Genomic DNA, 24,019 nt, shown 5'->3' on the forward strand with positions numbered 1-24,019 from the left:
TACGAGCGCGGGCAACGCGGCAGATGCGATAAAGAATTGCGTACTGAGCACAAAGAATTTGCCTGGCGGCGATAGCGCGGTGGTCCCACCTGACCCCATGCCGAACTCAGAAGTGAAACGCCGTAGCGCCGATGGTAGTGTGGGGTCTCCCCATGTGAGAGTAGGGAACTGCCAGGCATCAAACACGTGAAGAGCCCATCCTGACGGATGGGCTTTTTGCGTTTCAGATAAGCAAAATCGTTCTGTCCAGCCATGCATTCCCCTCCTTCCTTGTAATATAAAAGCCTGTTCAGATGGACTTACCCTCATATTTCACTTCATCCCAGCCTGTCCGTTCGCGTTAATCTTGAATAGCCACAGTAAGAAATAAAATGTGATATTTATCACATATAAAATGATAACAACTATATAACATTTGGTTCACTAATTAATTTGTCTGAGTGAGTTGGGCCATCCAACACAGCAGATTGCAGTCTTTGCTGGAGCAGAATTACAATGACAGAAAGCAGTATTAGCGAACGTGAATCCCAGGATCACGGTGATACCCGGCGCCGTATATGGGCAATCGTAGGGGCATCGTCAGGGAATTTAGTTGAATGGTTTGATTTCTACGTCTATTCATTTTGCTCACTCTACTTTGCGCACATCTTCTTTCCTTCAGGTAATACCACAACTCAATTATTACAAACTGCTGGGGTATTTGCTGCTGGTTTTCTGATGCGTCCGATCGGAGGCTGGATATTCGGGCGCATTGCTGACCGCCGCGGACGTAAAACCTCTATGCTTATCTCCGTATGCATGATGTGTTTTGGTTCACTGGTGATTGCCTGCCTGCCGGGTTATGCAACGATAGGTACTTGGGCTCCGGCTCTGCTATTGCTGGCTCGTTTATTTCAGGGTCTGTCCGTTGGCGGAGAATACGGTACCAGCGCGACCTATATGAGCGAAGTTGCGGTAGAAGGTAAAAAAGGTTTCTATGCCTCATTTCAGTACGTCACGCTGATTGGCGGCCAACTTCTGGCTGTACTTGTTGTTGTTGCGTTACAACAGATCCTCAGCGATGAGGAGCTGCATGCCTGGGGATGGCGGATCCCCTTCGCTCTCGGCGCAGTATTAGCCATCGTTGCCCTGTGGCTGCGTCGGCAGTTGGATGAAACTTCAAAACAGGAAACTCGCGCATTAAAAGAAGCGGGATCGTTTAAAGGATTATGGCGTAACCGCAAAGCATTCATTATGGTGTTGGGGTTTACGGCCGCCGGCTCATTAAGCTTTTATACCTTTACAACCTATATGCAGAAATATCTGGTCAACACCGCTGGCATGACGGCGGGTACCGCCAGCATGATTATGACCGCGGCTTTATTTGTTTATATGCTGGTTCAGCCACTTTTTGGCGCGCTCTCGGATAAGATTGGCCGCCGGACCTCAATGCTCTGTTTTGGCGTACTTGTTACCGTTTTTACTGTTCCAATTCTCAATGCATTACAGAACGTGAGTTCGCCGTATGCGGCATTTGCTTTAGTGATATGTGCCCTGCTGATAGTGAGCTTTTATACCTCAATTAGCGGAATTCTGAAGGCTGAAATGTTTCCGGCACAGGTACGCGCCCTGGGGGTTGGGCTATCTTATGCGGTGGCGAATGCGCTATTTGGCGGCTCGGCTGAGTACGTCGCGCTGTCGTTAAAATCGGCAGGAATTGAGCACGCTTTTTACTGGTACGTGACCGTAATGGGAGCAATCGCATTCCTGGTGTCCCTAACGCTACATCGTAAAGGTAAGGGTCTACGTTTGTAGGCTTACTGATGTGCCAGCTGCCATACCGCATAGCCGGTAGTGGCACCTGCCACATCCCATGCGAAGTCCTTCCAGCTCCAGCCGCTCCCGGACGGGCGGCTGTCCCATAGCTCCTTCGATGCCCCTAAACTCACGGAAAACATAAAGCCAATGGCGGCACTACGGTCGCGGCTATAGCCCTGATGCTGGGCGTATTCGTTGCCTGCGGCAGAGAGCATGGCTGAAGCGAGGAAGTGTTGGGCTTTATCCTGGCCACTCCATGCATCATTAGCCATATGGCTGCAGCCGGTCAGTAATAATAGTGGGGTGATAAGCATGATGATGCGCATACTAATTCCAGAAAAAAGCCCCGCTGAGCGGGGCGGGAATTCAGAGAATACGGCTGATAAGGCGATCGATTCGAATACGTCGCAGGCGCCTGATCAGTTTGCGTACTTTTATCGGGTAATCGGCAATACTCTGTAGATCGCGATAGTGCTGAACGATCGTAGTATGTTTGCGGATGAGATTGAGCTCTTTTTCGCGCATTGCGCCAAGCTGATGTTTCGGGTCGTGGATAAGAATCGCGTTCTCCAAATCCAGTCGCCATGCGCGCGGGTTCAGGTTATTGCCGGTCAGCAGCATCCATTCGTCATCAACCCACATGCCTTTCAGGTGGTAGCTGTTATCGTCATCCTTCCATAAACGGACAATTAGCTGATCGGTGTTGACATAATACTGCAGCCGGCTCAGAAAACGCCGCAGATTGATTTCATAAAGGTAGGGCAGCGCGCCGATAATTTTAAACGGCTGATCTTCCGGAATATAGAAATCATTAGCGGTTTTATCACCAACGATAATTTCAACTTTCTTCCCGCTGCGTAGCAGCTGAATGATATTACGGACCAGCAGAGCGGGCAGGTTGAAATAAGGGGTGCAGATAGTCAGCTTGTGCTCAGCGCAGGGCATCAGATGGAAAATGGTTTTATTCAGCAGGCTGGTCTTCCCCAGACCAACTAAAGGGGTAACCGACAGCTGCTCTTCATCAGCATTGCCGAGAAAATGATAGCCGCTATCGCGGAGCTCCTGGCGATACTGACGGATGTCATTTTTAATTTCCGGACTTTTTGGCCGATCGGCCCTGTCAAGGCGGTTAACTCCACGCCCTTGCACCAGGTTATTCTCAACCCAGTCGAACATCACATCGGCCATTTTACCGTTGCGAATGCACTGGTAGCGGTCATAACGATATTTATCGTGCTGATGCAGGTAAACGTCATTCAGACTGGCGCCGCTGTAGAGCACGCTGTCATCAATGATAAAGCCTTTGAAATGGAGAACGCCGAGCGCTTCCCGGGTATTGACCGGAACGCCATAAACCGGGATGTCGACACCGGGGTTTTCCTGAGCCATGCGGCAGTACCAGTCGGCATTGGTGTTTGACGCCGCGGCGCCAATACGTCCGCGCTGGGCGCGATGCCAGTCGACCAGCACCTGCACATCTAATTCTGGACGCTGACGCTTAGCGTCGTATAGCGCCTGCAAAATTCCTTTGCCGCCATCATCCTGTTCCAGATAAAGCGCAATGATGCAAATACGCTGGGTGGCTTGAGCTATCCTGGCCAGTAACGCTTGCCGAAAATCTGCCGGCGCGTAAAAGAACTCGATATCATCAACTGACTGAGAAAGCTTAGGGAGTTGGGCAAGGTGTTGTTGATGTTTATTGCGTTTAAATTTTGACAACATCACAGTGCGTTTCTTCTCTGTTTATTGAAGGGTCTTCTGTACCATGCAGACGACGTAAGCGGGCAATAATACCATTACTGCCCGTTAAAGTAGTCAACAATTGCGGCCAGCCGTTTGTAATTGCTCATGTACAAGCTGTAGAGACAAACTGACAATCCCATCTTCAAGCTGAATATCAACCGAGAATCCTAGCTTTCTGGCAAGGCCGATCATGCCTTTATTATTCGGCATGGTAATGCCATTCAGCCGCTGCAGGCCGTGGTTTTGCGTATAGGCAATCAGCTTTTCCAGAAGCTTGCGGCCTAAACCCATACCTTTCAGGTCGGAGCGCACCAGGACGGCAAACTCGGCATCGATATTATCAGGGTCGGAGATCGCCCGCGTCACGCCGAGGATCTCATTCCCTTCGACCGTGGTGCGTACAGCAACAAAGGCCATTTCTCGATCGTAGTCGATCTGCGTCATATTGGCTAAATCATCATGGGTAAATTCGTTGATTTCGCTGAAGTAACGATAGTAGAGATCTTCCTTTGTGACCTGAGCGATAAAGGCCATCAGCTGCGGCTCATCTTCCGGGAGTATGGGACGGAAAAGGCAGCGTTCGCCATTCTTCATCACCACCCACTCCTCCTGTTGTTGTGGATAAGGGCGTATGGCGAGGCGGCTTTCGCTGTCGCCGGTGAAGGGGGCGAGCGTTAATGTTACGTCAAGCGCGGTGAACTCGTGGCCGGAAGCCAGAAGAGGGTGAATATCCAGGCGCTGTATTTCCGGGCAGTCGACGATCAAATTCGATACCTGTACCAACAGCTGGCTCAGGCCGGGAATATCCAGAGGGCGCAACGCGCTGCGGCCGCGCACTTTTTTACTTTTGACGGCCTGGATAACCAGGTAGCGCGCAAGGTTCATATTCAGCGGCGGGAGCGCGACGGCGGCCTGATCCTCAGCCCGCCATTCGACGCCGCCTTCTCCCAGCATGATCAGCGGCCCAAAAACCGGATCGTGCTCAACGACAACCCGCAGTTCCTGCGCCCCGGCGCGATTAGCCATGCTTTGCACCAGCAGTCCGTGAATACGCGCCTGAGGCCAGGTCATTTTGACGCGATCGATAATCGCGTCCGCAGCCTGCTGTACCTCGGTAGCCGTACGCAGATAAAGCATAACCCCCTGAACTTCTGACTTATGCGGAATATCAGGCGAGCGCAGCTTCAGAGCGACGGGGTAGCCAATCTGCTCGGCAATATGTACAGCTTCGGCGCTATCGGCGGCAATCCACGTCGGCAGGGTATGAATACCGTAAGCGCGCAGAACAGGGCTCACTTCATGGGTATCCAGCGACGTTGCGCCTTCATTCATTGCGCGTTGCAGCAGGCTGTGCGCTTCGGCAGTGTTAGTGGTTAACGAATCTGACAGGACCGGGGTTTCCCTGAGCTGTTTCTGGTTACGCCGGTACTCCACCATGTGCATAAAAGCGGTAATGGTTCCTTCAGGCGTTCGATAGGTCGGCAGCCCCGCATCGCTAAACAGGCGCCGCGCTTCTTGTGAAGAGAACTCACCGCACCAGTTGGTGAGAACCGTAACGTATTTGCCGCGCGGATGGCGCTTCAGGGCGTCAATCAGCGCCAGCGCGCTTTCTGTCCCCGGCGCAGCAGCGCTGGGGGAATGGATCACCAGCAGCGCATCGTAGTCATGGCTATCCAGCAGTACGTTCAGCGCTTTGAGGTAATGTTCGCTGCTGGCGTCATCGCGGAGATCCAGCGGGTTGGTGATATCGATGGTTTCCGGTAATGCCTGACGGAGAGCGCTGCTGGTCTCTTCGCTGAGCGCGGCGAGTTTGCCGTTACGCAGCCAAAGTTCATCCAGCGCCAGTGCTGCCGGAGCGGCACCGTTGCTGATAATCATCAGTTTCTCGCCGCGCAGCGGGCGCATGTGGCTAAGGGTTTCGACCGCAGAGAACAGCTCGTGCGTATCCTGTACCCGCAATAAGCCTGCGCGCTGAATAGCTGCATCCCACGCCGGATCCATACCGGAATTGACGTGCAGGAGCTTCTGCGCAGCCGGACTGCGTCCGCTTTTAATCACCAGGATCGGCTTATTACGCGATGCGCTACGGGCCGCCGAGACAAAGCGGCGGGCATCACTGAGGTGTTCGAGATAGAGCAAAATAGCGCTGGTTTTACTGTCGCGAGCGAGGAAGTCAAGCAGGTCATCAACGTCAATGTCCAGGCTATCGCCCAGCGCAATAAAGTAAGAAAACCCCATTTCACGCTGCTGAGCCCAGTCCAGGATGGTATTGGAGACCGCCGCCGATTGCGAAATAAACGCCAGTTTACCTCGATGAATAGGCACCGGCGAAAAGCTGGCGTTAAGACCCTGCCACGGCGCAAGCAGGCCCAGACTATTTGGGCCGAGCAGCCGCATCTGATAGCGGGCGGCACATTCCAGCAGAGCGGGATACTGTTCGGGTATAGAAGAGAGGATGATGCAGGTTTTGCACCCTTTTTGCCCCAGCGCTTCCAGCAGCTCAAGGTTTCTGCGGGCGTTGGTGCAAAGCACGGCGAGATCGGGCGTGAAGGGCAGGCTATCGACGTCAGGCCAGGCCAGTACGCCCTGAACCGCTTTCCACGCTGGCGTAACGGGGAGGACGGGGCCGTTAAACCCGCCAGCCAGCAAGTTGCGCATCATCAGATAACCGGCGCGCTGTGGTTTCATTGACGCGCCAATAACGGCGATCGACTTTGGCCGCAGCAATGCTTCCAGGCCTCGTTGGCTCATACCGGTCTCCTTTGATCCCCAGTGACCGAATGATTTTAAACGTTTTCTCTCAGTTGTGCTGTGATACTGCCCTTATGCTGGGTTTTTCCTGCCAGGTAGCGCGTTCTGAATAGGCTGAAGTGATTGCCAAGAGCCGCGGCCGCGGTTTTATCCCCCGCCAGATCCAACAGCGCAATCGCGACTTCGGCGGTACAGTATTGACCCTCTGCGTGCGCTTCCCGCAGGTGATAAGCGGAGATGCGCGACAAATCGACGGAAATCATCGGCAGCGCGTCAAGCCAGGGGCTTTTGCGGAACATTTTTCGCGCTTCGGGCCAGGTGCCGTCGAGCATGATAAACAGCGGTGGTTTACCCGGGAGCGGGGAATCAAGAACCTGACGCTCTGCGTCGGCATAAGACGCAGGAAAAACCACCATCGGCTGATATTGCGGGTCGGCGACTAAATCCAGCAGCGCCTGCGGCGGTTCGGTTCGTGACCACTGAAAGGCTTCGGTATCCGGCAGGGTATCGGCAATCAGGCGTCCAGTATTGCTGGGCTTCATTGGCTCGGTATCGAACATCACCAGGCAAAAACGGCTGGTAGCAGCAACCGGGTTGAGGGTGGCGCAGAGGCACTGTTTCAACGGCAGCAAGCAGCGCTGGCAGCGGTGGATACGGTTGCCGCGAGCAAGAAAAGGCCGGGTGGCGCGCGCGAGGCGTTCGGCTCGAAGGCGGAGGACGGCGTTATCAGTCATGATGATCGCTAAGAAAAAACGCCATTGTCGCAGAGGAGAAAACGGGGCACAAGTCGTGCCCCGTGAGGTTTACTGCTGGCCTGCTTCGTTTAGCCAGCTATCGAAAGGCGCTTTGGGGACGGCGCCATTGAGCATGTCGATAACTTCGCCATTTTTAAACATCATAATGGTCGGGATGCTGCGAATGCGGAAGCGAGCGCTCAGTTCGCGTTCCATTTCGGTATTCACTTTCACGAAACGCATTTCGCCGCTGCGTTCTTCAGCCACGTCTTCAAAGATTGGCGCAAAGTTACGGCAGGGGCCGCACCAAGGCGCCCAGAAATCAACAACAACGGGCAGATCGTCCTTCAGCAGTTTATCCAGCGTTGCCCCGGTCGCGTTGATCACATCGCCATCAAAAAGATCGTGACCGCAGCGCCCGCATTTCGCGCCATCGGCGCTACGATCGTCGGGGATGCGGTTCAGAGCCTGACAACTGGCACAAACGGTATTCATAACTAACCTCTGGTTATGGGTTGCAGCGCGGCACGTGGCCGATTTGTTTCTGTAATGTTACATATTATCGATGCACAGCTAATAAAGGACAATGAGTTTTATTCAATGAATACGATAGACTCAGGCTTTTAAATGAAATAATGGCTAACTGGTGACACATCGGGTAATCTGCGCGCTTCGCGCAGCGCAGGTGGAGAAAATGAATGAGCGACGACGAACTGAAAAATAAAAGCGGCAAGGTCAAAGTGATGTATGTCCGCAGTGATGATGATTCTGACCGACGTACCCATAACCCGCGTACCGGGAAGGGCGGGGGACGTCCAGGAAAGTCTCGTGTTGACGGTCGTAACCGCCCTGCGCGCGATGAAAAAGAGAGCCGCGGTGGCGATCGGAAACGTGACGATCGCAAGCGTGAAGGCTTTGGCGGTGAGGGTTCCTCTCCGTGGCGTACCGTATCCCGCGCGCCGGGTGATGAGGCGCCGGTGAAAGCGGATCACGGCGGGATCAGCGGAAAAAGCTTTATCGATCCTGAAGTGTTGCGTCGCCAGCGCGCGGAAGAAACCCGCGTCTATGGTGAAAACGCTTGCCAGGCGCTCTTCCAGAGCCGTCCGGACGCTATCGTTCGCGCCTGGTTTATTCAGAGCGTGACCCCGCGCTTCAAAGAAGCTCTGCGCTGGATGGCGGCGAATCGTAAAGCCTATCACGTGGTCGATGAAGCAGAGCTGGCGAAAGCGTCCGGCACTGAACACCATGGCGGGGTTTGCTTCCTGATTAAAAAGCGCCATGGCACTTCCGTTGAGCAGTGGGTAGCTAAAGCCGACGCTGAAGATTGTGTCCTGGCGCTGGAAGATGTCGGTAACCCGCATAACCTCGGCGCGATTATGCGCAGCTGCGCGCACTTTGGCGTCAAGGGCGTGATTGTGCAGGATGCCGGCGTTATGGAGTCCGGCGCCGCGATTCGTACTGCGGAAGGCGGCGCGGAGCACGTTGAACCGATTACGGGCGACAGCTTTATCGACACGCTTGAGCGCTTCCGTAAAGCGGGCTACGCGATTGTTTCTACTTCCAGCCATAACGGGACTCCGCTGTTTAAAGCTGAGCTGCCGAAGAAAATGGTACTGGTGTTAGGCCAGGAGAGTGACGGTCTTTCCGACGCCGCTATTTCCAGCGCCGATCTGAACATCGCGATTGAAGGCACCGGCAACGTTGAAAGCCTGAACGTGTCCGTAGCAACCGGCGTGTTGCTGGCTGAATGGTGGCGTCAAAACAAGGCGTAACACCTTGTTTCAGAGTCAAAATGCCAGCGTGATGCTGGCATTTTCATTTTCAGAGCTATTCGCTTTCAGCCGGCAGCCTGGGGACCCAGTCAATCGGCGCTTCGCCGCGTTCGGCCAGCCACTGATTCGCCTGCACGAAATGATTACTGCCAAAGAACCCCCGGTGGGCGGAGAGCGGCGACGGGTGCGGGGCTTTGAGCACGCAGTGGCGTTGGCGATCGATTATCGCGCCTTTCTTCTGCGCATGCGAACCCCATAGCAGAAATACCACGCCTTCCCGATGCTGGTTAATCAATGAAATCACTTTATCGGTAAAGGTTTCCCATCCGAGGCTAGCGTGCGAGTGCGCTTGCCCGGCACGAACCGTTAATACGGTATTGAGCAGCAAAACTCCCTGACGTGCCCAGCTTTCGAGATAGCCGTGAGTCGGGCGCTGAAAGCCCGGTATTGTCCCTTCCAGCTCCTTGTACATATTCAGCAGCGACGGCGGTATCTGAATACCTGGCAGAACCGAGAAGGCCAGTCCGTGCGCCTGTCCGGGTCCATGATAGGGATCCTGGCCGAGAATCACCACTTTGACGTCGCTTAGCTCGGTATAACGAAACGCGTTAAAGACATCTTTTTGCGGGGGATAGATAGTGACTCCCGACTGGCGTTCTTCAGCTACGATTTTAAGGGTATTAACAAAATAGGGTTGCTGCTTCTCTTCTGCCAGCACGTCATGCCAGGTTAATGAGGTGGTCATTTTGCTCTCCTGCAAAGTGTCATCGACATAGCTTAACTGCATCTTTCAACATCACAAAATTTGCTCCGCGCGATTGGCGTTCCCCATGCAAAAAAAATTGAAAATTTACAAATTTATTTGGTGTTTGGCACGGCGTAACTTGATGTAAAACAATAATATCCACCTATGACCACTTTTGTGATGTGGTTTTTGTTGATTTAAATCAAAGAATGCCGGGTGCCCGGCTGATATATATACACTCATAGAACAATGGTTTTACCAATTGGCCGCGAAGGCCAATAATCGAACAAACCCTGCCTGGGAGGCAAAAAATGATTACTGGTATCCAAATTACTAAAGCTGCAAACGACGACCTGCTGAACTCTTTCTGGTTGCTGGATAGCGAAAAAGGCGAAGCCCGCTGCCTGTGCGCAAAGGCCGGTTTTGCTGAAGATGATGTGGTTGCTGTGAGCAATCTGGGCGAGATCGAATACCGTGAAATTCCGGTAGACGTGAAGCCTGAAGTCCGCGTTGAAGGCGGTCAGCATCTGAATGTTAACGTGCTGCGTCGCGAAACTCTGCTGGACGCGGTTGAAAATCCGGAAAAATACCCGCAGCTGACCATTCGCGTGTCTGGCTATGCGGTACGCTTTAACTCTCTGACTCCGGAACAGCAGCGCGACGTTATTGCACGTACTTTCACTGAAAGTCTGTAAGCGTTAGCAAAAACCCCCGGTTCAATCGAGCCGGGGGTTTTTTTATTATCTCAGGCTAGCGCTCCTGCCTTACCAACAGCGTGGTGAGGGTGAACGACAATACGATGGCGATCGCCACGCCCGACAGCGCAAAGATAAAGTAGGGGCCGATGTAAGCCGGCAGGCTAAAAATGCTCGACAGAATGTAGCCATACAGTCGTACGCCGAAGAAAGCGATAAAGGCTGAGGCCAGCGAGCTGGCAACAGTGGCCGCGACGAACGCTTTTTTATAGCGCGTTAAGACGCCAAACAGCGCGGGCTCGGTGATCCCTAGCAGCGCGGAAATTGCCGCAGACAGCGTAACCGTGCGCTGCTGGCGGTTTTTACTCACGCGCCAGATAGCAAAGGTCGCGCCCGCTATCGACATGTTGGCCATAAACATCATCGGCATCAGCATGTCGTAACCGCGATCGCTGAAGTTTTGCAGGGCAATGGGCGTCATGGCGTGATGCATTCCGGTCAGGATCGCGACCGGGCGAATAGCACCCACCACCAGTCCGGCAAAACTCGCGGAGATGCCGAACAGACCTTCAATAAACCACGCCAGCGCTTTGCCAAGCCAAATGCCAACCGGACCAATAATCACCAGCGCCGCCAGCGCGCCGATAAACAGCGCCAGCGTCGGCGTGAAAACGGTTTTCAGCACCTCGGGCATAATGCGATCGACCCAGGCATAGATATATTTCAGCGCCAGCACGGAGAAAATAACCGGGATTACGCTGGAGGCGTAGTTGAATACGGGGATCGGGACGGCGTTTAGAAGCCACAGCGCGGAAACCGCTCCATCATGATGGGCCGCCAGCGCCTTCGCGGCGTCAATCAGCGTCGGGTACATCAGGCAGGCGGCAACGGCGACGGCCAGATACTCGTTGGTCTTAAAAATCTTTGCCGCCGAGACGGCAAGGAAAAAGGGCAGGAAATAGAATACGCCGCTGGCGATAAGGTCGATTATCATCACGGTATCGCTATTTTGCGGTACCGCTTTCAGCGCGATCAGTCCGGCCAGCAGGCCTTTTATCATCCCGGCTCCGGCAATGGCCGGCACGATCGGGCCAAAAACGCCCGATACGGTATCCATAAACAGCGATACCAGCCCCTTACGCTGGTGGGGTTTTTCCGCAGCCTCTTCGCCGACGGGACCTAATACCGCGAGCAGGCGTTCATACCAGCTACTGACTTTCGGCCCGATGATGATTTGGAACTGATCGCTCTGCAGCTGCGCGCCGAGCACGCCGGGTAGTTTCTTAATCTCTTCTTTTTCTACTTTGTTATCATCAATTAAATCAAAGCGTAATCGGGTCATACAGTGCCAGACGTTATTAATATTTTCTTTTCCGCCAATCAGAAAAATAATTCTGCTGATTGCATCTTGCATCTCCATACCGGCTCCTGGATTAATGTGTGGTGCTGCTTGCGTCGTGAAATGGTAAATAAGCCAAACTATAAAAACAAACCAATAAAATATGATTTCAGTCACAAATTGCATTGGTTATGGTGGTTGTTGGCGGTTTATGTCTAAATTGGTACGGTTTTTAATGAAATTAAATTCGTTTTTCGGACCAAAATTTTATTAAATAAAAAGGTTTACCTTGTCTAATAAATAGGGCGAAGATAATTGGCATCATCTTTTATTATTTTGCCGCAGGGAGCCTTGCCGTGAACGCTATGCTAATTACTGATATTGAGTGTTTTATCACCCGCCCCGATCGTCATAACCTGGTCACGGTACGCGTTACCACCGACAAAGGCACCGTGGGCCACGGCTGCGCGACTTTCCAACAGCGTCCGCTGGCGGTCAAAACGATGGTTGATGAATATCTTCAGCCGCTGCTGCTTGGTCGTGATGCCAACAATATCGAAGACCTCTGGCAGATGATGAACGTCAACGCCTACTGGCGAAACGGGCCGGTAATGAATAACGCGATCGCCGGCGTTGATATGGCGCTATGGGATATCAAAGCCCAGTTGGCGGGAATGCCGCTGTATCAGCTCTTTGGTGGTAAATCACGTGACGCTATTCCGGCGTATACCCATGCCAGCGGCGAGACGCCGGAAGCGCTGTTTATCGCCGTTGAACGTCTGCTGGAAGAGGGCTATCGCCATATCCGCTGCCAGCTCGGTTTTTACGGCGGAACGGCGCAGGAGATGCACACGCCGGAAAACCCGACGCCGGGAGCTTATTACGATCAGGATGAGTACATCAGGAATACGGTAGAGATGTTCCGGCTGCTGCGAGCGCGCTACGGACACCGTTTCCATATCCTCCATGACGTCCACGAAAGGCTCTTCCCGCAGCAGGCGCTGCAGTTGGCGAAGCAGCTCGAGCCCTATCAGCCGTGGTTTATTGAGGATATTTTAGCGCCGCAGCAGAGCGCATGGCTGGCGCAGATCCGCCAGCAAAGCGCGATCCCGCTCGCAATGGGGGAGCTGTTTAATAATCCGGCTGAATGGCATGACCTGATTGTTAAGCGACAGATCGATTTTATTCGCTGCCACGTTTCCCAGATTGGCGGGATTACGCCAGCCCTGAAGCTGGCGGTTCTCTGTCAGGCCTTCGGCGTGCGCGTGGCGTGGCACGGGCCAGGCGATATGACGCCTATTGGGGTTGCGGTCAATACCCACCTGAATATCTACCTCAGCAATGCCGCAATCCAGGAGTTTATACCGCGTTCTGGCGCGACCGATACGGTATTCCCCGGCGCGCCGGTTGTCAAAAACGGGTTTATCTATCCCCCTAAGGCGGCGGGGATTGGCGTCGGCTTTAATCAGCAGATGGCGCAGGCATATCCGGTGGTCTATCGTCCGCATGAATGGACGCAGAGCCGCCTGCCTGACGGCACGATCCATACGCCATAGCTAGTCCGAGGGCGCCTGGCGGAAGATTAAGTTGTCGCGGTTATGCGGTATAACGTAGGTACAGGAGTAGTTGATATCGATGATATCGCTGATTTCATACACCTGCCCGCCGTTGAGAATCCCCCGATTGTTAATATGCATGGCCGGGATACCCTTTTTGCAACCCAGCAGGGCAGCCTGCTCCCGGCTGACGCTCACCGCCTGATAGGTGGTGAGTAAATGTGAAATTTGATAGCCCTTGGCCAGCACATACTGCTGCAGGGATTTCTCAATAACCTCCCGGCTAAGATCGGCAAAGGCGGCGGCCGGCATACGCGATATCTCAATCTGCAGCGCCACGTTATCGACGAAGCGCAGGCGGCAAAATTGCCAGATAAAATCCTCATCCGTAATACCGAAAATCTGCTGCTCCTCGCGGTCGGGGCGCTTTTTATGCAGGCTGATTGTCCGATAGCACATCCGATCGAAGCGCTTTTCGGTGATGGAGTTATAGACCAGCGGATTGTTGCTCATCCGCTCGTTTATCCAGATCCCCGAGCCCTGCACGATGCGTATGACGCCGATGTCGGCGAGTTTTTCCAGCGCCTGGCGGATAGTAAACCGCGAGACGCCATACTCCTCCGCCAGCCGACGTTCAGGCGGGAGCTTGCGGGGGCCGGGGTCATTGTGCTGGTAGATTTTGCTGAGTAGATCCTGGGTGACGAAATCTTTTTTTTTCATAATGATGACTTCCTGACTCACCGGCCCAAAGGAGCGCGCCCGATACCACCCCCCGCGGCACTGTTTCCGCAGGCGTAAATGCAAAAACGCCGGAATATCCCGGCGCTCTTTTACTCTTAGCTCGACTGCTGCGGCGTATCGCTGCCGCTCGGCTTACGACGCTTGCCGACATTTTTAGCATCGCGATGGCGTTTTTTCACGCGCGGTTTCTCTTTTTCTTTCTCTTTTTTCTCTGCACGCTTGGCTAAAACCTTCTTGGAAGGTTTACCGGTTTGCTTCTCGCTGGGGGCGCGAGTGGTCGGGCGCAGTTCATCGATGACGCGGGCTTTTAACGGCTCTTCAATATAGCGACCAATTTTACCCAGCAGCAGATGGTCGTGGGCTTCAACCAGAGAAATGGCGGTTCCTTTTTTACCCGCGCGCCCGGTACGACCGATACGGTGCAGGTAGATATCCGCCGTGCGCGGCAAATCGAAATTGAAAACGTGACTCACATCCGCAATATCAATACCGCGGGCGGCAACGTCGGTAGCGATTAATACATTAATACGGCCATCGGTGAGACGGCTGATCGCTTCATTACGTTTCGCCTGCACCATCTCGCCTTCCAGCCAGCAGGTGTTGATACCCGCTTCACGCAGCCAGCCTGCCAGTTCATGCACGCGCTCGCGCTTACGTACGAAGACGATAGAACGCGTCGCTTCCGGCTGCTTCAGAAGATGCACGAGGAGGGCGGTTTTATGCTTGATGTCATCCGCGCGGTAATACCACTGATGGATCTTTTTACGTTCGCGAGTGGAAGGCGTCGCCGAAACTTCCGCCGGCTCTTCCAGCAGACGCTCGGCAAAATCTTTAATGGCGTCGCCTTCGAGGGTTGCGGAGAACAGCATGGTCTGCTTACGCCAGCGGGTTTCGCCGGCGATATGTTCGATATCCTGCGCGAAGCCCATGTCCAGCATGCGGTCAGCTTCATCAAGGATCAGCGTTTCAACGGCGCGGCAATCAAAGTTTTCTTCTTTAATATATTGCAGCAGGCGACCGGTGGTGGCGACCACGATATCCTGGTTCTCGCTGAACACTTCGGCATGGTTCATATAGGCGACACCGCCGGTGATCGTGGCGATATCCAGATGAGTGTGTTTTGCCAGTTCACGCGCATGGTCGGCAACCTGCATCGCCAGTTCGCGAGTAGGGGTCAGGATAAGGATACGCGGCGGACCAGACTTCTTGCGCGGAAAATCGAGCAGATGCTGCAACGCTGGCAGGAGATACGCCGCCGTTTTACCGGTGCCGGTCGGGGCTGAACCGAGAATATCACGGCCATCAAGCGCAGGCGGAATAGCGGCGGCCTGAATGGCTGTCGGGCGTGTGAAACCTTTATCCTGGAGGGCGTCCAGCAGGTTTTCGTCGAGTTCAAGTTCGGAAAAAGTCGTTACAGTCATGATCTACCTCTGAGTGGACCGCCGATTATAGACGTTACGGACGCAATGTTCATCTGTTTGTAAGGCTATCTGTTCTCCGGTATTGTGCATAGCCTTAAGCTCAGGAGTTTTTTGCCCGCAAGGTTATCGAGGATGTCCCAGTCGAAGTTCGCGCTGCCGCGCAATGGTTTTACGTTTAAGCAGTTTTTTGTCGCCCACGATCGCTGTGCGATGAAAGTGGGTACCGACGGTATTTTACTTGGCGCATGGGCGCCGATCGCTCAGGTTAAACGCGTGCTGGATATCGGCGCCGGCAGTGGTCTGTTAGCGCTGATGCTCGCGCAGCGAACTGGGGAGACGGTGATCGTTGATGCCGTGGAGCTGGATGAAGAGGCGGCAGCGCAGGCGCAAGAAAACGCTGAGGATTCTCCATGGGCCGGGCGTCTGCACATTCATCAGGCGGATATTCAGCAATGGCAGCCGCCGCAAACCCGGCGCTATGAGCTGATTGTCAGCAATCCTCCCTTTTTTGCCGACGGCGTACCTTGCGCAACCTCGCAGCGCGAGCAGGCTCGTTATACTTCCTCACTCGATCATTCGACATTATTAACCTGCGCCGCCGAGTTGATTACGGAGGAGGGATTTTTCTGCGTCGTGCTTCCGGTCGACATTGGCAACGCCTTTGTGCAACGGGCGCAGAATATGGGCTGGCATCTGCGTCTACGTACCGATGTAGCGGAAACGGAAATGCGTCCGCCGCATCGGGTTCTGTTGGCTTTTTCTCCAACGGCGGGAGACGAGTGCTTTAGCGACAGATTGATTATCCGTGGGCCGGAGCAGCAGTATTCCGAAGGTTTTACCGCTTTGACCCAGGATTTTTATCTTTTTATGTAAGCCAGCGGCGAGAGCACAGATGGCCCGCTATCCGGCAGCTGTTCCGGATAGTCGAGTGTATAGTGCAGCCCTCGGCTCTCTTTACGTAGCATGGCGCAGCGCACAATCAGCTCGGCAACCTGCACCAGGTTACGCAGCTCCAGTAAATTATTGGAGACGCGAAAGCGGGCGTAGTATTCGTCCAGCTCCTGCTGCAGCATATTAATGCGGCGCAGGGCGCGCTCGAGGCGGCGGGTGGTGCGCACGATGCCGACATAATCCCACATCAGCAAACGCAGCTCATGCCAGTTGTGCTGAATCACGACCAGTTCATCCGGTATTTCGACCTGACTTTCGTCCCACGATGGCAGTTCGTTGACCGCCTGCGCGAAAGGCATGCGCTTGACAATATCCTCGGCGGCGGACCATCCGTAGACAAGGCACTCAAGCAGCGAGTTTGATGCCATGCGGTTCGCGCCGTGTAATCCGGTATAGCTCACTTCGCCGATGGCATACAGTCCATCCACGTCTGTACGCCCATTATCATCAACCATGACGCCGCCGCAGGTGTAGTGCGCTGCAGGCACGACGGGCACCGGCTCTTTGGTCAGATCGATGCCCAGCCCCAGTAGCTTCTCGTAGATCATCGGGAAGTGGTGGCGAATAAATCCTGCGGGTTTATGGCTGATATCAAGATACATGCAGTCAGCGCCCAGGCGCTTCATCTCATGATCGATGGCTCTGGCGACGATATCGCGCGGGGCCAGCTCGCCGCGTTCGTCAAAGTCCGGCATAAACCGCGTGCCGTCCGGGCGTTTCAATAGGGCGCCCTCGCCGCGCAGCGCTTCCGTCAGCAGGAAGTTGCGCGCTTGCGGATGGTACAGCGCGGTAGGGTGAAACTGATTAAATTCGAGATTGGCGACCCGACAGCCGGCACGCCAGGCCATCGCGATACCATCGCCGGAAGAGACGTCAGGATTCGTTGTATACTGGTAAACTTTCGCCGCGCCGCCGGTTGCCAGCACGACGGCTTTTGCGCTACAGGTTTCAACCGCTTCTTTATTACGATTCCAGATCCACGCGCCCACCACGCGGCGCGTTCCGGGCAGACCGATTTTATCGGAGATAATCAGGTCAACGGCGTTGCTGCGCTCCAGCACGCGGATGTTGGGGTGGGCCAGCGCCTGGCTCACCAGGGTGGTTTCAACGGCTTTACCGGTCGCATCGGCGGCATGAAGGATTCTGCGGTGACTGTGCCCCCCCTCGCGGGTCAGATGGTAGCTCTCCTCGCCGTTCGCCTGAACCTGGGTATCGAACAAGACGCCCTGATCGATCAGCCACTGAACGCAGGGTTTGGCGTTGCTCGCCACAAACGACACCGCATGGCGATCGCAAAGACCTGCCCCGGCGATCAACGTATCCTCAATGTGGGATTCTACGCTGTCGGTTTCATCAAACACGGCGGCAATTCCGCCCTGCGCGTAGAAAGTAGAACCTTCACTGATAGGGCCTTTGCTGAGAACCGTAACCGTGCAGCGCTCCGCCAGGCGTAAGGCAAGGGATAATCCGGCAGCGCCGCTGCCAATAATCAGCACATCACAGGAGGAATCGGAAGTTGTTTTCATAGCCTTTGTTTAATTTACTAAACACAATAAGCGAACAATAGCACCAGCCCGCGAGAAATCGTACATTTTTTTTACTCATTGTTGTGAGGGCTAAACATAACGGCTTAATGATACGGGCGGGGAAGCGAAAAAAGGTTTTGCGAAGCGGCTCGTTAGCTTCAGATTTTATAGTGAAATAAAAGCCGGGTTACGTTACCCTTCTGGCGGGTCTTGCGCTTTTTCTTATTATCTTACATATCGTTTAGCTACCGGGACATATAATGAGAGATAACAATCCGTCAGCCGGTGCCGGACGAAAAACTAAGGCGTAACGGAACTTTATTGTTTTCAGACACTCCAACCCTCTGCTTGCTCATTTATGCAGTAATTGGGTGGTGTTTTTGAATACGCATGGGAATTGGGTTTGGGGAGACATTACCTCGGATGAGCGAGCAGTTAACGGATCAGGTCCTCGTTGAACGGGTCCAGAAAGGAGATCAGAAAGCATTTAACCTGCTGGTGGTGCGCTATCAGCATAAGGTTGCAAGCCTGGTCTCCCGCTACGTGCCGCCGGGCGATATCGCTGACGTTGTTCAGGAATCGTTCGTCAAAGCATGGCGTGCGCTGGATTCTTTCCGGGGGGATAGCGCTTTTTACACCTGGTTATATCGCATCGCCGTCAACACGGCGAAGAATTATCTGGTTGCTCAGGGCCGCCGTCCGCCATCCAGCGATGTTGACGCAAATGATGCTGAAAACTTCGAAAGTGGCGGGGCATTGAAAGAAATTTCGAACCCTGAGAACTTAATGTTGTCAGAAGAGCTGAGACAAATAGTTTTTCGTACCATTGAATCGCTCCCGGAAGATTTACGCATGGCAATCACCTTGCGGGAGCTGGATGGCATGAGCTATGAAGAAATAGCCGCCATCATGGATTGTCCGGTGGGCACAGTGCGTTCGCGCATCTTCCGGGCGCGAGAAGCTATTGATAATAAAGTTCAACCGCTAATCAGGCGTTGACGATAGCGGAATACTGGAAAAGGGTATCAGGCATGCAGAAAGAAAAACTTTCGGCCTTAATGGATGGTGAAACGCTGGATAACGAACTGCTCAACGAGCTGGAGCGTTCATCTGAAATGCAAAAAACCTGGGAGAGCTACCATCTCATCCGCGATACGCTGCGAGGCGATACGAGTGAGGTGCTCCATTTTGATATCTCAGCTCGCGTCATGGCCGCCATTGAAAACGAGCCCGTTCGTCAGACGGTTCCTCTTATTCCTGAATCTCAGCCCGCGCCGCACCAGTGGCGACAGATGCCTTTCTGGCAAAAAGTACGCCCATGGGCCAGCTCGCTCACCCAGATGGGCGTTGCCGCGTGCGTATCCCTCGCTGTGATTGTCGGCGTCCAGCAGTATAATGGCCATTCTGATTCATCTCAGCAGCCGGAGGCGCCGGTGTTTAACACTATGCCGATGATGGGCAAGGCCAGCCCGGTTAGCCTGGGCGTACCGGCTGAGGCTTCAGCGGGTAGCGGTCAGCAGGCTCAGGTGCAGGAACAGCGCCGCAGAATTAATGCTATGCTGCAGGACTATGAATTGCAGCGTCGCCTGCATGCGGAACAGCTCCAGTTTGGTCAGGCCCAGACTCAGCAAGCCGCCGTTCAGGTACCGGGCTATCAAACTTTAGGAACGCAATCGCAGTAATGAAGCAACTTTGGTGTGCCATGTCGCTCATGGCAGGCAGCCTGTTCTTCTCCGTCAACGCCTCGGCTGATACATCGTCCGGGGCGTTGTTGCAGCAGATGAACCTGGCCAGCCAGTCCCTCAATTACGAACTCTCTTTCGTCAGCATCAACAAGCAGGGCGTTGAGTCGCTGCGGTATCGACACGCTAAACTGGATAATCGCACCCTGGCTCAGCTCCTGCAGCTTGACGGACCTCGTCGCGAAGTAGTGCTGCGCGGAACGGAAATCAGCTACTTTGAACCCGGGCTCGATCCTTTTACCCTGAACGGCGACTATATCGTTGATTCGCTGCCATCGTTGGTCTATTCCGACTTTAAACGTCTGTCGTCCTATTACGACTTCATTTCCGTAGGGCGGACGCGTATTGCCGATCGTTTATGCGATGTCGTGCGCGTCGTGGCTCGCGATGGCACCCGCTATAGCTATATCGCATGGTTAGACGCTGAAACTAAGCTGCCTCTGCGCGTTGATCTGCTTGACCGCGACGGCGAAACGCTTGAGCAGTTCCGGGTCGTCTCGTTCAACGTGGGGGATAACGTGAGCGCCAGCATGGAAACCCTGTCTAAAGCGAATCTGCCTCCGCAGCTGTCGGTGCCGGAGGGGGGCAATAAGGCCAACTTCAACTGGGCGCCAACATGGCTGCCGCAGGGGGTTGCCGAAGTGTCCAGCAGCCAGCGTCGTCTACCCACCTTCGATGGTCCGGTTGAGTCCCGTTTGTATTCCGATGGGCTGTTTAGTTTCTCTATCAATATTAATCGCGCCACCGCGAATAGCAGCGATCAGCTGCTGCGTACCGGGCGTCGTACCGTGGCGACTACCGTGCGTGATAATGCAGAGATAACCATTGTTGGCGAGCTACCGCCGCAAACGGCGAAGCGTATTTCCGACAGTATTAAATTCAGGGCAGTCCAATGATTAAAGAGTGGGCGACGGTTGTTTCCTGGGATAATGGCGTTGCGCTGGTTCATTGCGATGTGAAAGCCTCCTGCAGCAGCTGTGCTTCCCGCGCAGGCTGCGGAAGCCGGGTGCTGAATAAGCTTGGGCCGCAAACCAGCCATACCATTAGCGTTCCCTGCGAGCAGCCGCTGTCGGTCGGGCAAAAAGTGGAACTGGGCATTGCTGAGAGTAGTCTGCTTGGGTCGGCAGTACTGGTATATATGGCGCCGTTAGTCGGATTGTTCGTGATGGCATCGATATTCCAGGTGCTGTTTGCCAACGACTTTGCCTCGCTATGCGGGGCAATTCTGGGCGGCGTGGGCGGGTTTCTGGTCGCACGCGGTCTTTCGCCGGGTCTAGCCTCCCGGCAGTCGTGGCAGCCGGTTATTATCAGCGTCGGCTTGCCGCCAGATTTAGTCCGCATCGAGACGCCTTCCTCCCAACTGGGTCAGTGATTTCACTGGCCCTTATCTTTATTTACAACTCCCGCAAGAACTCATCATTTACTCCGGTTATGCTAGCGGTAAGAGCATTTCCTGGTTTCGTGGATGTAGTGTAGAATGCGGCGTTTTCGGATTAAAAAACGTCAGGCACAGAACAGCGGCCTCATGATTCGCGTAAGGCATAATTAACTCTAAATATGAAGAATATACGTAACTTTTCAATCATCGCTCACATCGACCACGGTAAGTCGACGTTGTCTGACCGTATTATCCAGATTTGCGGTGGCCTTTCCGATCGTGAAATGGCAGCCCAGGTTCTGGACTCCATGGATCTTGAACGTGAGCGCGGTATCACTATCAAGGCGCAGAGCGTCACCCTGGATTACAAAGCGGCCGATGGCGAAACCTATCAGCTGAACTTTATCGACACCCCCGGCCACGTCGACTTCTCTTATGAAGTTTCTCGTTCGCTTGCCGCCTGTGAAGGCGCTCTGCTGGTGGTTGATGCTGGCCAGGGTGTAGAAGCCCAGACGCTAGCTAACTGCTATACGGCGATGGAAATGGACCTGGAAGTGGTTCCGGTCCTGAACAAAATTGACCTGCCCGCGGCCGATCCGGAACGCGTGGCGGAAGAGATTGAAGACATTGTCGGTATTGATGCCACCGATGCGGTACGCTGTTCAGCGAAGACCGGCGTTGGCGTCCCAGATGTGCTGGAACGCCTGGTGCGCGATATTCCGCCGCCGGAAGGCGATCCGGAGGCGCCGCTGCAGGCGCTGATCATCGACTCCTGGTTTGATAACTACCTCGGCGTCGTTTCTCTGGTGCGTATCAAAAACGGCACTATGCGCAAAGGCGATAAAATTAAGGTGATGAGCACCGGGCAGGTGTATAACGCCGACCGTCTGGGGATTTTCACGCCGAAACAGGTTGACCGTACCGAGCTGAAATGCGGCGAGGTAGGCTGGCTGGTTTGCGCCATTAAAGACATCCTCGGCGCGCCGGTCGGCGATACGCTGACGCTTGCGCGCAACCCGGCAGAGAAAGCGCTACCTGGCTTCAAAAAGGTGAAACCGCAGGTGTATGCTGGCCTGTTCCCGGTAAGCTCAGATGATTATGAGAACTTCCGCGACGCGCTGGGCAAACTGAGCCTCAATGATGCTTCACTATTCTACGAGCCGGAGAGTTCTACCGCGCTGGGCTTCGGTTTCCGCTGCGGCTTCCTCGGTCTTCTGCATATGGAGATCATCCAGGAGCGTCTGGAGCGTGAATATGACCTGGATCTGATCACCACGGCGCCGACGGTAGTCTATGAAGTCGAAACCACCTCGAAAGAGGTTATCTACGTCGATAGCCCGTCGAAGCTGCCGCCGCTGAACAATATCCAGGAGCTGCGCGAGCCGATCGCTGAGTGTCACATGCTGCTGCCGCAGGAGTTTTTGGGCAACGTCATCACCCTGTGTATCGAAAAACGCGGTGTGCAGACCAACATGGTCTACCACGGCAATCAGGTGGCGCTGACCTATGAAATTCCGATGGCGGAAGTGGTGCTCGACTTCTTCGACCGTCTGAAGTCCACCTCCCGCGGCTATGCGTCGCTGGATTACAACTTCAAGCGCTTCCAGGCTTCCAACATGGTGCGTGTAGATGTGTTGATTAACGGCGAGCGCGTGGATGCGCTGGCGCTGATCACGCACAACGACAATGCGCCGTACCGCGGCCGCGAACTGGTAGAGAAGATGAAAGAGCTGATCCCGCGTCAGCAGTTCGATATCGCTATCCAGGCTGCCATCGGTAACCACATTATTGCCCGTTCTACCGTGAAGCAGCTGCGTAAAAACGTCCTCGCGAAATGCTATGGCGGCGACGTCAGCCGTAAGAAAAAGCTGCTGCAGAAGCAGAAAGACGGTAAGAAACGCATGAAGCAGGTCGGCAACGTTGAGCTCCCGCAGGAAGCGTTCCTCGCCATTCTGCACGTTGGTAAAGACGGCAAATAACCTAAGGAGTTGGCATGGCGAACATGTTTGCCCTGATCCTGGTCATCGCGACTTTGGTGACGGGTCTGTTGTGGTGCCTGGATAAGTTTATCTTTGCGCCAAAACGTCGCGAAAGTCAGGCTGCTGCCCAGGCGGCGACCGGCGACCAGTTAGACAAGAAAACGCTGAAAAAAGTTGGCCCGAAACCGGGCTGGCTGGAAACCGGCGCTTCGGTATTCCCGGTTCTGGCGATTGTGCTGGTGGTTCGCTCATTTATTTATGAGCCCTTCCAGATCCCATCCGGGTCGATGATGCCGACGCTGCTGATCGGCGATTTTATTCTGGTTGAGAAGTTTGCCTACGGCATTAAAGATCCGATTTACCAGAAAACGCTGATCGAAACCGGGCATCCGAAACGCGGCGATATTGTGGTCTTTAAATATCCGCAAGATCCGCGCCTGGATTATATCAAGCGCGCGGTCGGTTTGCCGGGCGATAAAGTGACCTACGATCCCATTGCTAAACAGGTCACTATCCAGCCGGGCTGTAGTTCTGGCCAGGCCTGCGGCAACGCGCTGCCGGTCACTTACTCCAACGTTGAGCCGAGCGATTTCGTTCAGACCTTCTCCCGTAGCAACGGCGGGGAAGCGACCAGTGGTTTCTGGCAACTGCCGAAAGGCGAAACCAAAGCCGATGGTATCCGCCTGACCGAACGTAAAGAAACGCTGGGCGAAGTGACGCACCGTATTCTGACCGTACCGATTGCTCAGGATCAGGTGGGGATGTATTACCACCAGTCCGGCTTGCCGCTGGCGACCTGGATTGTTCCGCCGGGCCAGTATTTCATGATGGGTGACAACCGCGATAACAGCGCCGACAGCCGTTATTGGGGCTTTGTGCCGGAGGCGAATCTGGTGGGTAAAGCGACCGCAATCTGGATGAGTTTCGAAAAACAGGAAGGCGAATGGCCTACCGGTGTGCGTTTATCGCGTATCGGCGGTATCCAGTAATTTTCCTGCCTTATTCACGCTGCCGCCGCAATAACGGCAGCGTGAATTATTTAAGATTTAAATCTATTCAAACTAACGACATCCCTTGTCGTTGCGTATAGAATATCCCCCCGAAGTTTTAGGTTGTCTCTCGTAAGATTGACACAGCACACGAAACCGC

At 54.2% G+C, this 24,019-nt stretch carries 22 protein-coding genes and 1 rRNA gene; 13 read left to right on the top strand and 10 right to left on the bottom strand.

All coding sequences use genetic code 11. From position 1 onward, the window contains the following. The first annotated feature begins 61 nt into the window (after positions 1-61). Together rrf and K7H21_RS06885 are read left to right on the top strand one after the other, a co-directional pair. Positions 62-177: ribosomal RNA gene (gene rrf, locus K7H21_RS06880) — 5S ribosomal RNA — on the top strand. A 318-nt stretch (positions 178-495) separates the two neighbouring features. Continuing rightward, positions 496-1,794, top strand: a complete 1,299-nt coding sequence (locus K7H21_RS06885; RefSeq protein WP_004123728.1) for an MFS transporter — start codon at positions 496-498, stop codon at positions 1,792-1,794. A gap of 2 nt (positions 1,795-1,796) precedes the next feature. Here K7H21_RS06885 and K7H21_RS06890 read toward each other — a convergent pair whose 3' ends face one another. The 5 genes from K7H21_RS06890 to trxC all read right to left on the bottom strand — a co-directional run bounded on the left by K7H21_RS06890 (position 1,797) and on the right by trxC (position 7,520). Beyond that, a complete protein-coding gene (locus K7H21_RS06890) occupies positions 1,797-2,111 on the bottom strand; it encodes a YfiM family lipoprotein (protein ID WP_411209005.1) in 315 nt (104 codons plus the stop codon). Between the two features lie 52 nt (positions 2,112-2,163). After that, the gene (pssA, locus tag K7H21_RS06895; protein WP_004123725.1) at positions 2,164-3,519 is read right to left on the bottom strand and encodes a CDP-diacylglycerol--serine O-phosphatidyltransferase; all 1,356 of its coding nucleotides are present in this window, start codon (positions 3,517-3,519) and stop codon (positions 2,164-2,166) included. Positions 3,520-3,612: 93 nt separating this feature from the next. Continuing rightward, the gene (locus tag K7H21_RS06900) at positions 3,613-6,291 is read right to left on the bottom strand and encodes a bifunctional acetate--CoA ligase family protein/GNAT family N-acetyltransferase (protein WP_004123724.1); all 2,679 of its coding nucleotides are present in this window, start codon (positions 6,289-6,291) and stop codon (positions 3,613-3,615) included. Positions 6,292-6,326: 35 nt separating this feature from the next. Beyond that, positions 6,327-7,025: a tRNA-uridine aminocarboxypropyltransferase gene (locus K7H21_RS06905; RefSeq protein WP_004123723.1), complete on the bottom strand. Its 699-nt coding sequence runs from the start codon at positions 7,023-7,025 to the stop codon at positions 6,327-6,329. Between the two features lie 69 nt (positions 7,026-7,094). Continuing rightward, positions 7,095-7,520: a thioredoxin TrxC gene (gene trxC, locus K7H21_RS06910; RefSeq protein WP_004104599.1), complete on the bottom strand. Its 426-nt coding sequence runs from the start codon at positions 7,518-7,520 to the stop codon at positions 7,095-7,097. A 203-nt stretch (positions 7,521-7,723) separates the two neighbouring features. Here trxC and K7H21_RS06915 point away from each other — a divergent pair, with 203 nt between their 5' ends. Continuing rightward, complete coding sequence (locus tag K7H21_RS06915; protein WP_004123719.1) at positions 7,724-8,797, top strand: tRNA/rRNA methyltransferase; 1,074 nt, start codon at positions 7,724-7,726, stop codon at positions 8,795-8,797. 55 nt (positions 8,798-8,852) lie between these two features. Here the strand turns inward: K7H21_RS06915 and ung are convergent, their stop codons facing one another. Next, positions 8,853-9,542: a uracil-DNA glycosylase gene (ung, locus tag K7H21_RS06920; protein ID WP_049113002.1), complete on the bottom strand. Its 690-nt coding sequence runs from the start codon at positions 9,540-9,542 to the stop codon at positions 8,853-8,855. 311 nt (positions 9,543-9,853) lie between these two features. On the opposite strand from ung, the gene grcA reads away from it, so the two are divergent. Continuing rightward, positions 9,854-10,237: an autonomous glycyl radical cofactor GrcA gene (gene grcA / locus K7H21_RS06925; RefSeq protein WP_004123715.1), complete on the top strand. Its 384-nt coding sequence runs from the start codon at positions 9,854-9,856 to the stop codon at positions 10,235-10,237. Between the two features lie 55 nt (positions 10,238-10,292). Here the strand turns inward: grcA and K7H21_RS06930 are convergent, their stop codons facing one another. After that, on the bottom strand, positions 10,293-11,657 hold the full coding sequence (locus K7H21_RS06930; RefSeq protein ID WP_142481720.1) for a PTS transporter subunit EIIC: 1,365 nt from the start codon (positions 11,655-11,657) through the stop codon (positions 10,293-10,295). 284 nt (positions 11,658-11,941) lie between these two features. Here K7H21_RS06930 and K7H21_RS06935 point away from each other — a divergent pair, with 284 nt between their 5' ends. Next, positions 11,942-13,132 carry an enolase C-terminal domain-like protein gene (locus K7H21_RS06935; RefSeq protein ID WP_032742187.1) on the top strand — a complete coding sequence of 397 codons (1,191 nt, stop codon included), beginning with the start codon at positions 11,942-11,944 and terminating at the stop codon, positions 13,130-13,132. On the opposite strand, the gene K7H21_RS06940 is transcribed toward K7H21_RS06935, so the two are convergent. Continuing rightward, on the bottom strand, positions 13,133-13,852 hold the full coding sequence (locus tag K7H21_RS06940) for a GntR family transcriptional regulator (RefSeq protein ID WP_004123709.1): 720 nt from the start codon (positions 13,850-13,852) through the stop codon (positions 13,133-13,135). Between the two features lie 116 nt (positions 13,853-13,968). Continuing rightward, positions 13,969-15,294, bottom strand: coding sequence for an ATP-dependent RNA helicase SrmB (gene srmB / locus K7H21_RS06945; RefSeq protein WP_004123707.1), 1,326 nt, complete (start codon positions 15,292-15,294; stop codon positions 13,969-13,971). Positions 15,295-15,426: 132 nt separating this feature from the next. Between srmB and trmN the strand changes: the two genes are divergently transcribed. After that, entirely contained in the window at positions 15,427-16,167 is a 741-nt protein-coding gene (trmN, locus tag K7H21_RS06950) for a tRNA(1)(Val) (adenine(37)-N(6))-methyltransferase TrmN (RefSeq protein ID WP_004123705.1), read from the top strand. Here trmN and nadB read toward each other — a convergent pair. Further along, a complete protein-coding gene (gene nadB, locus K7H21_RS06955) occupies positions 16,152-17,771 on the bottom strand; it encodes an L-aspartate oxidase (protein ID WP_087828477.1) in 1,620 nt (539 codons plus the stop codon). The genes trmN and nadB overlap by 16 nt on opposite strands. Before the next feature lie 285 nt (positions 17,772-18,056). Between nadB and rseD the strand changes: the two genes are divergently transcribed. The 7 genes from rseD (at position 18,057) to lepB (ending at position 23,859) form a co-directional block, all read left to right on the top strand. Beyond that, positions 18,057-18,155 (top strand): rpoE leader peptide RseD, encoded by a 99-nt coding sequence (rseD, locus tag K7H21_RS29325; protein WP_157261965.1) that lies wholly within the window; start codon positions 18,057-18,059, stop codon positions 18,153-18,155. Positions 18,156-18,194: 39 nt separating this feature from the next. Then, a complete protein-coding gene (gene rpoE / locus K7H21_RS06965) occupies positions 18,195-18,770 on the top strand; it encodes an RNA polymerase sigma factor RpoE (protein WP_004104583.1) in 576 nt (191 codons plus the stop codon). Between the two features lie 32 nt (positions 18,771-18,802). Beyond that, positions 18,803-19,453, top strand: coding sequence for an anti-sigma-E factor RseA (rseA, locus tag K7H21_RS06970; protein WP_004123700.1), 651 nt, complete (start codon positions 18,803-18,805; stop codon positions 19,451-19,453). After that, on the top strand, positions 19,453-20,409 hold the full coding sequence (rseB, locus tag K7H21_RS06975) for a sigma-E factor regulatory protein RseB (RefSeq protein WP_004123691.1): 957 nt from the start codon (positions 19,453-19,455) through the stop codon (positions 20,407-20,409). The genes rseA and rseB overlap by 1 nt, the downstream gene beginning before the upstream one ends. Further along, positions 20,406-20,885, top strand: a complete 480-nt coding sequence (gene rseC, locus K7H21_RS06980) for a SoxR-reducing system protein RseC (protein WP_004123689.1) — start codon at positions 20,406-20,408, stop codon at positions 20,883-20,885. The genes rseB and rseC overlap by 4 nt, the downstream gene beginning before the upstream one ends. Before the next feature lie 185 nt (positions 20,886-21,070). Beyond that, positions 21,071-22,870, top strand: coding sequence for a translation elongation factor 4 (gene lepA, locus K7H21_RS06985; protein WP_004123687.1), 1,800 nt, complete (start codon positions 21,071-21,073; stop codon positions 22,868-22,870). A gap of 14 nt (positions 22,871-22,884) precedes the next feature. Next, a complete protein-coding gene (gene lepB / locus K7H21_RS06990; protein WP_004123684.1) occupies positions 22,885-23,859 on the top strand; it encodes a signal peptidase I in 975 nt (324 codons plus the stop codon). Positions 23,860-24,019: the final 160 nt, after the last annotated feature.

The organism is Klebsiella sp. CTHL.F3a (assembly GCF_019890895.1).
In the GTDB taxonomy this organism is placed as follows: domain Bacteria; phylum Pseudomonadota; class Gammaproteobacteria; order Enterobacterales; family Enterobacteriaceae; genus Klebsiella; species Klebsiella grimontii.

Excerpts from the sequence above, each read along its gene's own strand:
- K7H21_RS06905 (WP_004123723.1), bottom strand. The coding sequence starts at position 7,025 with ATGACTGATAACGCCGTCCTCCGCCTTCGAGCCGAACGCCTCGCGCGC.
- rseC (WP_004123689.1), top strand. The coding sequence starts at position 20,406 with ATGATTAAAGAGTGGGCGACGGTTGTTTCCTGGGATAATGGCGTTGCG.
- pssA (WP_004123725.1), bottom strand. The coding sequence starts at position 3,519 with ATGTTGTCAAAATTTAAACGCAATAAACATCAACAACACCTTGCCCAA.
- ung (WP_049113002.1), bottom strand. The coding sequence starts at position 9,542 with ATGACCACCTCATTAACCTGGCATGACGTGCTGGCAGAAGAGAAGCAG.
- trxC (WP_004104599.1), bottom strand. The coding sequence starts at position 7,520 with ATGAATACCGTTTGTGCCAGTTGTCAGGCTCTGAACCGCATCCCCGAC.
- rseA (WP_004123700.1), top strand. The coding sequence starts at position 18,803 with ATGCAGAAAGAAAAACTTTCGGCCTTAATGGATGGTGAAACGCTGGAT.
- lepB (WP_004123684.1), top strand. The coding sequence starts at position 22,885 with ATGGCGAACATGTTTGCCCTGATCCTGGTCATCGCGACTTTGGTGACG.
- K7H21_RS06930 (WP_142481720.1), bottom strand. The coding sequence starts at position 11,657 with ATGGAGATGCAAGATGCAATCAGCAGAATTATTTTTCTGATTGGCGGA.
- K7H21_RS06915 (WP_004123719.1), top strand. The coding sequence starts at position 7,724 with ATGAGCGACGACGAACTGAAAAATAAAAGCGGCAAGGTCAAAGTGATG.
- K7H21_RS06890 (WP_411209005.1), bottom strand. The coding sequence starts at position 2,111 with ATGCTTATCACCCCACTATTATTACTGACCGGCTGCAGCCATATGGCT.
- grcA (WP_004123715.1), top strand. The coding sequence starts at position 9,854 with ATGATTACTGGTATCCAAATTACTAAAGCTGCAAACGACGACCTGCTG.
- lepA (WP_004123687.1), top strand. The coding sequence starts at position 21,071 with ATGAAGAATATACGTAACTTTTCAATCATCGCTCACATCGACCACGGT.
- rpoE (WP_004104583.1), top strand. The coding sequence starts at position 18,195 with ATGAGCGAGCAGTTAACGGATCAGGTCCTCGTTGAACGGGTCCAGAAA.
- trmN (WP_004123705.1), top strand. The coding sequence starts at position 15,427 with ATGTCCCAGTCGAAGTTCGCGCTGCCGCGCAATGGTTTTACGTTTAAG.
- K7H21_RS06935 (WP_032742187.1), top strand. The coding sequence starts at position 11,942 with ATGCTAATTACTGATATTGAGTGTTTTATCACCCGCCCCGATCGTCAT.
- K7H21_RS06885 (WP_004123728.1), top strand. The coding sequence starts at position 496 with ATGACAGAAAGCAGTATTAGCGAACGTGAATCCCAGGATCACGGTGAT.
- srmB (WP_004123707.1), bottom strand. The coding sequence starts at position 15,294 with ATGACTGTAACGACTTTTTCCGAACTTGAACTCGACGAAAACCTGCTG.
- K7H21_RS06900 (WP_004123724.1), bottom strand. The coding sequence starts at position 6,291 with ATGAGCCAACGAGGCCTGGAAGCATTGCTGCGGCCAAAGTCGATCGCC.
- rseB (WP_004123691.1), top strand. The coding sequence starts at position 19,453 with ATGAAGCAACTTTGGTGTGCCATGTCGCTCATGGCAGGCAGCCTGTTC.
- K7H21_RS06940 (WP_004123709.1), bottom strand. The coding sequence starts at position 13,852 with ATGAAAAAAAAAGATTTCGTCACCCAGGATCTACTCAGCAAAATCTAC.
- nadB (WP_087828477.1), bottom strand. The coding sequence starts at position 17,771 with ATGAAAACAACTTCCGATTCCTCCTGTGATGTGCTGATTATTGGCAGC.